This window comes from Kineococcus arenarius subsp. arenarius, assembly GCF_050871845.1.
GTDB lineage: Bacteria > Actinomycetota > Actinomycetes > Actinomycetales > Kineococcaceae > Kineococcus.
In genome coordinates this window covers 17,742-27,623 of the sequence record NZ_JBJLSE010000053.1, presented here as the reverse complement: position 1 = coordinate 27,623, position 9,882 = coordinate 17,742, and the positions used below count along the sequence as shown (strand labels likewise).

Genomic DNA, 9,882 nt, shown 5'->3' with positions numbered 1-9,882 from the left:
CGAGCACCCGCTCCGCGATCGCGGGCACGGCGGCGGCGGGGTCCTCGCCCAGGGCGGCGCCGGCCTCGCGCCCGCGCTGCGCCACACCGGGTCAACCCCCTCGTCGTGCGCGGCCCCGGGGGCGTCAGGCGTTCAAGCGCGCCCGCACCGCGGTGGACAGCCGCTTGCCGTCGGCGCGGCCGGCGACCTGCGGCTTGAGGCGGGACATGACGGCGCCCATGGCGCCGGTGCCGGTCAGGCCTTCCCCGGAGGCGATGAGGACGGCCTCGTCGACGAGCTCGTTCAGCTCCTCGTCGGTCAGGGGGGTCGGCAGGTACGTCTCGACGACGCCCAGCTCGTCGCGCTCGCGCGCGGCCTGCTCGGTGCGGCCGGCGGCGTCGTACGCCTCGGCGGCTTCGCGGCGCTTCTTCGCCTCGCGCTGCAGCACGGTGATCACCTCGTCGTCGCCGAGGGTGCGCGCGGACTTGCCGGCGACCTCCTCTCCGCGGATCGCGGTCAGGACCATCCGCAGGGTCGCGGAGCGCAGCTCGTCGCGGGCCTTCATGGCGGTGGTCAGGTCGGACTGCAGGGTGTCCTTGAGGGTCTGGCTCACAGCACCGATCCTCCCACCGGCGTCCAGCGGGTTCCCCGCGGCGGGCGGTGCCAGGATGGGCCGATGCCGCAGCACAGCGTTCTGAAGCCCGCCGCCCTCACCGCGGGGGCCCTCGCCCTGTCCGGAGCGGCCGTCGTGGGCTACGCCGCCGGGTACGAGGTGCGGGCCTTCACGCTGCGCCACGCCGTGGTGCCGGTGCTGCCGGTGGGGCGCGCGCCGTTGCGGGTGCTGCACCTGTCGGACCTGCACCTGGTGCCGAGCCAGCGGGCCAAGCGGGAGTGGGTGCGGCGCCTGGCGGACCTGGAGCCGGACCTGGTGGTGACGACGGGCGACAACATGGCCGACATGGAGGCGGTGCCCGCCGTGCTGGACGCGTACGCGGGGCTGCTGGAGCGCCCCGGGGTGTTCGTTCTGGGGTCCAACGACTACTGGGCCCCCGAGCCGCGCAACTGGGCGGCGTACCTGTGGCGCAAGTCGGGCCCCGACGACATGGACGGCACCCGCCTGCCCACGGACGACCTGGTGCGCGGCTTCACCGACGCCGGCTGGCTGGACCTGGACAACGTCCGCACCCGCCTGACGGTGCGGGACGTGGACCTGGAGCTCGTGGGCGTGGACGACCCGCACCTGCGCTACGACCGCTACGAGGACGTCGCCGGGCCCGCCGCGGCCGACGCGGACCTGACGGTCGGGGTCACGCACGCCCCGTACCGGCGGACCCTGGACGCGATGACGTCGGACGGGGCCGGGCTGATCGTCGCCGGGCACACCCACGGCGGGCAGGTGTGCGTGCCCGGCTACGGGGCGCTGGTGGCGAACTGCGACCTGCCGCGCGAGCAGGTCAAGGGCCTGTCGCGCTGGTCGGCGGGCGGGCACGACGCGTGGCTGCACGTGTCGGCGGGCCTGGGCACCTCGCCGTACTCGCCGTTCCGCCTCGCGTGCCGGCCGGAGGCGACGCTGCTGGAGCTCGTGCCGGTGCGCTGAGGCGACCCGCACCTGGGCGGGGGAGCGTGGTGCGGGGCACCCCCGTGCGTCGGGTACTCTTGTCCAGGTTGCTCACGGGGTGTGGCGCAGCTTGGTAGCGCGCTTCGTTCGGGACGAAGAGGCCGCAGGTTCAAATCCTGTCACCCCGACCAGCAAGATCCCAGGTCAGAGGCCCGGCACCGCGTCAGCGGGGCCGGGCCTTCGTCGTGCCCCTCCGCCCCCGTTCCAGCCGCCACCGGCCCCGGTGGCCCCTACGATGTCGGGCGGGCGCAGAGCCCGGTTTCCAGCGAGGAACGGGATGCAGCGGGTGCCGGACGTTTCGCACGTGGACCTGGCCGCCGTCTTCGACGTCCTCCCCACGTCCTACGCGGTGCTGGACACCGACCTGCGGTTCGTGGTGGTCAACCGCGCCTTCCTGGAGACGTCCGGGCGCGCGCGCCACGAGCTCATCGGCCGGCTGGTGTTCGACGTCTTCCCCGACAACCCGGACGACCCGGGGACCCACGGGACGGCGAACCTGGAGGCGTCGCTGCGCCGGGTGCTGCGGACCGGGCGCCCGGACACCATGCCGTTGCAGAAGTACGACGTCGCCGGCCCGGACGGGGTCTTCCGCCCCTGCTGGTGGAGCCCGGTGAACGCCCCGGTGCTGGACGAGGCCGGGCGGGTGGTGCTGCTGCTGCACCGGGCGGAGAACGTCACCGGCTACGTCACCGAGCGGCGGGCGCAGCGCGTCGACTCCGGTGTCGACCTCTACGACCTCCCCGAGGACCGGGACCGGGCCGAGGCGGACCTGTACATGCGAGGGCAGGAGCTGCGCGCGGCCCTGACCACTGAGACCGAGGAGGCGCAGCGGCTGGCCGGCATGGTGCGGGTAGCGCTGCAGTTGAGCGGCGCGCAGAGCGTCGCGGAGCTGACCGACATCGTCATCGGCAGCGGCCTGGGTGTGCTCGGCGCCGGTGGCGGGGCCGTGGCGGTGCGCACCCCGGAGGGGGACGCGCTGGAGCTGACCCTGACCGATTCGCTGGGGGAGCGGGCGCGCCGCACCTTCCGGCGCGTGCCGCTGGACAGCCCGCTGCCGGTCGCCGTGGCCGCCGCCACCGGCGAGGTCGTGGTGCTGCGCGACCGCGAGGCGGCCCTGGAGTCCACCCCGCTGATGGAGGAGGCGGTGACCAGCACCGGCCTGGGCACGTGGGTGTCCCTGCCGCTGCAGGCCGCGGGCCGTTCGGTGGGTGGGCTGACGATCGGCTGGCGCGACCCGCAGGACTTCACCGACCGCGACTTCGAGCTGATGAGCGCCTTCGCCGGGCAGTGCGCTCAGAGCCTGGCCGCGCTGCAGGCCCACGAGCAGGAGCGCCGCGTGGCGGGGGAACAGCGCCGCCTGTCCGAGGCGCTGCAACGCAGCCTGCTGACCGCACCGTTCGAACCGGACCACCTGCAGATCGCCGTGCGCTACCTGCCCGCCGCAGCCGAGGCGCAGATCGGCGGCGACTGGTACGACTGCTTCCTCGCCCCGAGCGGCACCACCACGCTCGTGGTCGGGGACGTCGCCGGGCACGACCGCGACGCCGCGGCCGCCATGGGGCAGGTCCGCAACCTGCTGCGCGGCGTCTCCATCGCCCTCGGCGAGCCGCCCGCGGCCGTGCTGGCCGCGCTGGACCGGGCCATGCACCACCTCGGGGTCGGGGTGATCGCCACCGCCGTCCTGGCCCAGGTGGAGCAGAACCCCGCCGAGGAGGCCGCCGGGCTGCGGACCCTGCGGTGGTCCAACGCCGGGCACCCCCCGCCGGTCCTCATCGCCCCCGACGGCACCGCGCGGCTGCTCCAGGCGCAGCCGGACATGCTGCTCGGGCTGCACCCCGACGCCGAGCGCGCCGACCACGCGACGACCCTGGAGCCGGGCAGCACCGTCGTCCTCTACACCGACGGTCTCGTCGAGCGCCGGGACGCCCCGCTGCAGGACGGGCTGGAGTGGCTGCGCGCCACCCTGGAGCAGTTGCACCACTTGAACGCCGAGGAGTTGTGCGACGCCCTGCTGGCCCGGCTCGACGGTTCCCCCGAGGACGACGTGGCCCTGCTGGTGCTGCGGGCCCACCCCGAGGACGGTCCCCGGCCCGCCGAGGCCGGACCGCAGGTCCTGCCGCCCGCCGCGCCCGGTGCCGCCCCGCCGGCTGTTCAGCCGTAGCGGTGCGGGGCACCTGCGGGTGCCGGGACCGGCACGCACGAGGGGCCCGGTACCGCTCGTGCGGTACCGGGCCCCTCGTTCCGTCGTGGGCGGTGGGTCCTCACCGGACTCCTCGCCCGGTGGGAACCGGCGACCTCAGGCGGGCCGGCGAGTCCCCTCCCCTTCGGGGACGCCCGCGGGGATCGGCAGGCTCTCCACGTCGAGGTTCGGGTTCGTGTCCTGGGTGAGAACGAGTTCGTGCGCCTCCTCGTCGGTGGCCACGCTCGGCATCGACCCGGGCAGCGGGCGCTTCGCGGACTCCTTCATGAACATCACCCCGACGGCGCCGACGACCGAGGTGGTCATGAGGAAGAAGGCGGGGGCGAGGTCGTTGCCGGTGCCCTGCACCAGTGCCTCGATGATCAGCGGCGTGGTGCCGCCGAAGATCGCCACCGCGAAGTTGTAGGAGATCCCCATGCCCCCGTAGCGGCTGGCCGTGGGGAACAGCGCGGGCAGCGCCGACGCCTGGCTGGCCACCCAGCACGCCACGGGCACCGTCAGCAACGAGAGGCCGGCGAGGGTGGTGACGACGCTGCCCAGCCCGATGAGCAGGAACGCCGGGACGGCGAGGACGAGCACCCACCCGGCCCCCAGCCACATCACGCGGCGCCGGCCGATGCGGTCCGACAGGCGCCCGGCCACGGGCAGCAGGAACGCCAGCAGGACGAGCACGGGGATCGTCAGCAGCGTGCCGTTCAGCGGGCCGTAGCCGAGGGAGTCGGTGAGGTAGGTGGGCATGTAGCTGGTGAGCGCGTACGCGACGCTGTTCGCCGCCGCCACCAGCGCGAAGGCGATCACCATGGGGCGCCAGTGCATGCGGATCAGGTGGAAGGAGTTCCGGGGGCGGCCCTCGGCCTCGGCGCGGGCGGAGGAGGACTCCTCGTGCGCGTCCTGCGTCGCCTGGAAGGCGGGGGACTCCTCGATCTTCAAGCGGAAGTAGATCGCCACCGACCCCAGCAGGCCGCCGAGGAGGAACGGCACCCGCCACGCCCAGTCCAGCATCTGCTGCTCGGTCGTGAGCAGCTGCACGACCGTCACGACGGCGGCGCCCAGCGCGAAACCGAGGTAGCTGCCGAAGTCGAGGATGCTGGCGAAGAAACCGCGCCGGGCGTCGGGGGCGTACTCGCTCACGAAGGTGGTCGCCCCGGCGTACTCCCCGCCGGTGGAGAAGCCCTGCACGAGCTTCAGGACCACCAGCAGCACCGGAGCGAGCGCGCCGATCGCGCCCGGGGTGGGCAGGACGCCGATCAGGAACGTCGCGGTCGCCATGAGGATGAGGGTGGCGGCGAGCACCTTCTGGCGGCCCGCCCTGTCGCCGAGGCGGCCGAAGAACACACCCCCGATCGGGCGGGCGATGTAGGTGGACGCGAAGACGCCGAGGCTGAACAGGACCTGCAGCCCCGAGTCGGCGTCGGGGAGGAACACGCGGCCCATCGTCACGGCGAGGTAGCCGTAGATGCCGATGTCGTACCACTCCATCGTGTTCCCCACGACGGTGCCGCCGACAGCGCGCTTCATCACCGTGGAGTCGACGACCGTGACGTCCTCGACGCGCAGGCGCCTGGTGCGGCGCCGGCCTCCGCGGGCAGGAGCGGCTGTCGGCTCCCCATGTGATCCTTTTTTGCTCACAGGCACTCTTCGACTCGCATTCGTCGGCGGTTCGTGATCGTTCCGGGCAAAATCGGTGAACACCCTAACAAACCGCCGTGGAGATCGCCTGTCGTCGGCGCCGGGGCGCGGGATCAGCGGTGCGCGTCCACCGCCGGCGCCGCCGTCGAGGCGACGATCTCCTGCAGGGCGGCGACGTGGTTCCGGTACGCCCTGGCGCCCTGGCGGGTCATGGACAGCCACACGCGGCGGGAGTCGCTGCCGCGGCGTTCCTGCTTCACGTACCCGGCGTCGACGAGGGCGGCGACCTGCTTGCTGAGGGCCGACGGGCTGAGGTCGAGGTGCTCCTTGACCACCGACAGTTCCAGTGTGGTGCCGGCGACGAGCATCGCGCAGATGCGCAGGCGGTGCGCCGGGTGGATGACCGGGTCGAGCTCCGCGCTCACTGCGGGCGCCCGGTGGACCTGCGGTGCACCACGCCGGCGACGAGGTAGGCGGCGGTGGCGGCGGCCGCGAGGACGACGACGGGCCACGCCCGCTCGGTGAGGTCCGCGGCGACGAGGGCGGCGAGGACGCAGGCGCCCGCGGCCGCGACGGCGGCGAGGAACCCGCGGCTCGTGGGGACGGTCCACGGGGCCCCCATCCGGTACCCGGCCGCGACGTTGACCCCGATGATCGTGGAGGCGACGGCGAGGAAGGCGGTCGTGCGGTTCTCCTCGAGCAGGAACGTGAGCGCCATCACGCCCAGCAGGGCGGCGTTCACGGGGTAGATCCAGGTGGGCCAGGGCGTGTCCCGCACGGCCCGCTGCGCGCTCTCGATGTCCGCCAGCGCCTCGCGGGCCTCGGCGGGGCTCGGCGTACCTCCGGTGCTTTCCATGGTGGAAACGTACCTGATGTTTTCCGTCGTGGCAACTGTTCACCGGGTGGAAACCGAACGGCCCGGGGGGTGGAACCCCCGCCGCCGGGTCAGGCGGCGGCGCCGGGCCGCCCGAAGAGGAACCCCTGCCCCATCGGGCAGCCGTGGCTGGCGAGCCAGGCCGCCTGCTCGGGGGTCTCCACGCCCTCGGCGATGACCTCCAGGCCCATGCCGCCGCCGAGCTGGATCAGGCCCTCGACGAGGGCCTCGACCCGTGGGCTGGCCGGCAGGTCGGCGATGAAGGACCGGTCGATCTTCAGGCCCTGCAGGGTGCGCTTGTGCAGGGAGGAGATGCTGGACTGCCCCGTGCCGAAGTCGTCCAGGGAGAGCGTGACGCCCAGGTCCACGAGGCGGCGCGCGCAGGTGAGCGTCGTCTCGGAGGCCTGCAGCACCGAGGACTCGGTGATCTCCAGGCAGAGGCGGTCGGCGGGCAGCCCCGCGTCGTCCAGGGCGCGGCGCACCTGGTCGGGGAAGTCGGCGCGAGCCAGCTGCCGCGCGGAGACGTTCACGGCGACGGTGACCGGGTCCTCCCAGCGCGCGGCGTCGCGGCAGGCGCGGCGCAGCACCCACAGCCCCAGGGCCGTGATGAGGCGACCGCGCTCGGCCAGGGGCAGGAACACGTCCGGCAGGAGCAGCCTGTGCACCGGGTGGGCCCAGCGCACCAGCGCCTCCCGCTTGCGCAGCAGGCCCGAGGTCAGGGACACGACCGGCTGGTAGTGCAGCAGCAGCTCGTCCCTCTCCAGGGCCGCGCGCAGCTCGCCCTCCAGGGCGACGTGGTCGGTGGCCGGGCCGCCGCCGACGGACTCGACGCGGGCGCGCCCGGAGTGCTTGGCCCGGTACATGGAGGCGTCGGCCTGCTGCAGCAGGACCTCGGCGCTGGGGCCGTCGCCCAGGGCCAGGCCGAGGCTGACGGTGACCTGCAGCTCGTGCTCGTCGATGAGGTACGGCTCCTGCAGCACCTGCCGGACGCGATCGGCGAACCGGTGGAGCTGCTCGGCGCCGGTGACGTCCTCGCAGACCACGACGAACTCGTCGCCGCCGAGGCGGACGGCGGTGTCCTCGTCGCGCACCGTGTGCTGCAGGCGGCGCGCGACCTGGCGCAGCAGCTCGTCGCCGGTGTCGTGCCCGAGGGTGTCGTTGACCTGCTTGAACAGGTCCAGGTCGCAGAAGAGGACCCCGACGCGGGTGCCCTCGCGCTGGGCGCGCGCCAGGGCGTGGGTGAGGCGGTCGGTCAGCAGCAGCCGGTTCGGCAGCCCGGTCAGCGTGTCCGTCACGGCCAGCGTGGCGAGCTGCTCGCGGGCCCGCTTCTGCTCGGTGACGTCCTGCACCTGCACGATGAAGTGCTCCGGAGCACCGCGGGTGTCGCGGACCACCACCATGGTGCGCCGCGTCCACACCCGGGTGCCGTCGGCGCGCACGTAGCGCTTCTCGGCCACGTCGCGGTCGAGCTCGCCGACGAGGATGCGGCGGTAGGTGGCCTCGTCCGCGGCCCGGTCCTCCTCGGCCGTCACCGCCCGGAAGTCCGTCTCCAGCACCTCCTCGACGCTGCGGCCCAGCAGGTCGGCCATCGCCTGGTTCGCCTCCAGCCACCGCCCGGTGGAGTCGGCGATCACCATGCCGATGCCCGCCCAGCGCATCGCCACCTCGAAGCGGCGCACCGCCCGGTCCCGCTCCTCCTCGGCGAGCGCCTGCGCCGAGACGTCGCGCAGGATCGCCACCAGCTGCACCGGCTGCCCGTGCTCGTCGCGCACGGCGCTGACGGAGGCGTCGACGTGGACGAGGTGCCCCTCGGGGTGGACGAACAGCCTGCGCGCCCTGCTGGAGGACCCCGAGCGCAGCAGGTCGGCCCGGTCCGCCTCGGCGCGGGGCCGGTCGTCGGGGTGCAGCAGGTCCAGCAGGGACGTGCCCACCAGGTCCTGGGGGTGCCGGCCCAGCACCGCGCGGGCCGAGGGGGAGACCCAGCCGATCACCGACTCCGGGCTCAGCAGGGTGACCACGTCGGCGGCCTGCTCCGCCAGCGTCCGGTACAGCCGGGTGGCGTCGGCCAGCCGCAGCTGGACGGCCCGCTCGCCGCCCACCTCGCCCACCGTGGCGAGGACCGCGTGCGGCGCGTCCCCGTCGGCGCCGAGCAGCGGTTCGCAGCGCACTTCCAGCCAGGTGCGCTCACCCACCCCGTCCGGCGTGCGGCGGTGCACCCCCAGGACCACCCGCACCGGCCGGCGGGTGGTCAGGGCCCGGGCGGCGGGCAGGTCCCGCGGCGGCACGGGGCGCCCCTGCTCGTCCACGCACGCCCAGCGCGGGTCGTCCAGGGCGCGGGCCCGCAGCTGCTCCAGGTCCAGGCCGAGGACCCGCTGGGCCGTGGCGTCGGCCGCCACGACCCCGCCGGCGGCGTCGTGCAGCACCACCCCGGCCCGCTCGCCCGGGTGCAGCAGGTGGTGCCGCTGGGCGAACCCCAGCAGGTCGTCCTCCGGCCCGGGGGCTCCGGCGCGCACTACACCCCCGCGCCGGGGGCGGCGCGCGGCCGCGGCGGGTGCCGGGCCACGGCGGTCGCGCTCACTCGGAGCCTGGGACCCACCACGGTCCCAGGGTCCCCGAAACCCCGGCACCCCCGGTGGCGCACGGCTCGACGGGGAAGTCGAGCGGCCCGCCGTCGCGGGTGAACGTGGTGCAGGTGACCTCGACGGTGTCCCAGTCCACCAGGTACCCCCGGAGGTGCTCACCGTTCCAGACGAACGCGGAGTCGCTCACCCACGCGCTGCAGAGGAAGGCCTCGAGCCCGACCGCGTTGCGTTGCAACGTGCTGTCTTCGACGACGACGTTTCCGTCGGTGCTGCAGGAGACCCCGGCGCCGCCGCCGCGCACGGTGCTGTCGCGCAGGACCATCCCGTCCTCCCCGACCTCGAAGGAGAAGAAGCCCGTGCCGTTGCCCTCCGCGGTGGAGTCCTCGACGAGGAGCCTGCCGTAGCTGACGACGTAGCCGCCGACGCCGTTGCCGACGAGCCAGGTGTCGCGCACCCGCACGTCGCCGTCCTGGCGGACCTCCACGCCGAAACCGTTGGCCTCCAGGCGCACCTGCCTCACCACCGCGCGGGCGGGCCCCTGCGGCTCCTCCCCGTAGGGGTCGGTGGGCTCGGTGCCGGCGCGCACGCCGCTCTCCCAGCCGCTGATCGTCCCGTTGCGGACCGTGACGTCCTCCGCGCGCACCAGCACCCCCGCCCCGGACGAGGTGTCGGGGCCGACGAGGGCGTGGCCGTTGAGGTTCAGCTCGATGCCGTCGGCGGCCAGCACGACCCCGTCCCCGTCGGGGCAGACCACGTCCGCGGCCAGCCGCACGCTGGTGGTGAGGACGGCGCCGCACTCGACGGTGGTGGCGCGCGGCGGTGCGGCCGCAGCGGGCGCGGCGAGCAGCCCGGTGACGAGCGCGGCGCAGGCCGTGGTGAGGCAGGCGGTGGTGAGGGTGGTGCGGCGGTGCATGGGACCTCCCCGGGCCGGTCGCCGATCTTTCACGCACAGTAGCTTCTCAGTGACTAGCCAGGAAGGTGCCCGTTCCGGCGGGTCCCC

At 74.4% G+C, this 9,882-nt stretch carries 8 protein-coding genes and 1 tRNA gene; 3 read left to right on the top strand and 6 right to left on the bottom strand.

Annotated elements, in window-relative coordinates; all coding sequences use genetic code 11:
• Nucleotides 1-124 precede the first annotated feature (124 nt).
• A complete protein-coding gene (locus ACRYM0_RS13405) occupies nt 125-592 on the bottom strand; it encodes a GatB/YqeY domain-containing protein (RefSeq protein WP_432505826.1) in 468 nt (155 codons plus the stop codon).
• 63 nt (nt 593-655) lie between these two features.
• Here ACRYM0_RS13405 and ACRYM0_RS13400 point away from each other — a divergent pair, with 63 nt between their 5' ends.
• The 3 genes from ACRYM0_RS13400 (at nt 656) to ACRYM0_RS13390 (ending at nt 3,758) form a co-directional block, all read left to right on the top strand.
• Nucleotides 656-1,576, top strand: a complete 921-nt coding sequence (locus ACRYM0_RS13400; RefSeq protein WP_432505824.1) for a metallophosphoesterase — start codon at nt 656-658, stop codon at nt 1,574-1,576.
• Nucleotides 1,577-1,651: 75 nt separating this feature from the next.
• A tRNA-Pro gene (locus ACRYM0_RS13395) sits at nt 1,652-1,728 on the top strand.
• A gap of 155 nt (nt 1,729-1,883) precedes the next feature.
• The gene (locus ACRYM0_RS13390) at nt 1,884-3,758 is read left to right on the top strand and encodes a SpoIIE family protein phosphatase (RefSeq protein ID WP_432505822.1); all 1,875 of its coding nucleotides are present in this window, start codon (nt 1,884-1,886) and stop codon (nt 3,756-3,758) included.
• Nucleotides 3,759-3,893: 135 nt separating this feature from the next.
• Here ACRYM0_RS13390 and ACRYM0_RS13385 read toward each other — a convergent pair whose 3' ends face one another.
• From ACRYM0_RS13385 to ACRYM0_RS13365, 5 genes are all read right to left on the bottom strand, one after another.
• Nucleotides 3,894-5,426: an MFS transporter gene (locus ACRYM0_RS13385; RefSeq protein WP_432505820.1), complete on the bottom strand. Its 1,533-nt coding sequence runs from the start codon at nt 5,424-5,426 to the stop codon at nt 3,894-3,896.
• 113 nt (nt 5,427-5,539) lie between these two features.
• Nucleotides 5,540-5,851, bottom strand: coding sequence for a transcriptional regulator (locus ACRYM0_RS13380; protein ID WP_432505818.1), 312 nt, complete (start codon nt 5,849-5,851; stop codon nt 5,540-5,542).
• Nucleotides 5,848-6,282, bottom strand: a complete 435-nt coding sequence (locus ACRYM0_RS13375) for a hypothetical protein (protein WP_432505816.1) — start codon at nt 6,280-6,282, stop codon at nt 5,848-5,850. The genes ACRYM0_RS13380 and ACRYM0_RS13375 overlap by 4 nt, the downstream gene beginning before the upstream one ends.
• A gap of 89 nt (nt 6,283-6,371) precedes the next feature.
• On the bottom strand, nt 6,372-8,813 hold the full coding sequence (locus ACRYM0_RS13370; protein WP_432505814.1) for a putative bifunctional diguanylate cyclase/phosphodiesterase: 2,442 nt from the start codon (nt 8,811-8,813) through the stop codon (nt 6,372-6,374).
• Between the two features lie 61 nt (nt 8,814-8,874).
• Nucleotides 8,875-9,795: a right-handed parallel beta-helix repeat-containing protein gene (locus tag ACRYM0_RS13365; protein WP_432505812.1), complete on the bottom strand. Its 921-nt coding sequence runs from the start codon at nt 9,793-9,795 to the stop codon at nt 8,875-8,877.
• Nucleotides 9,796-9,882 lie beyond the last annotated feature (87 nt).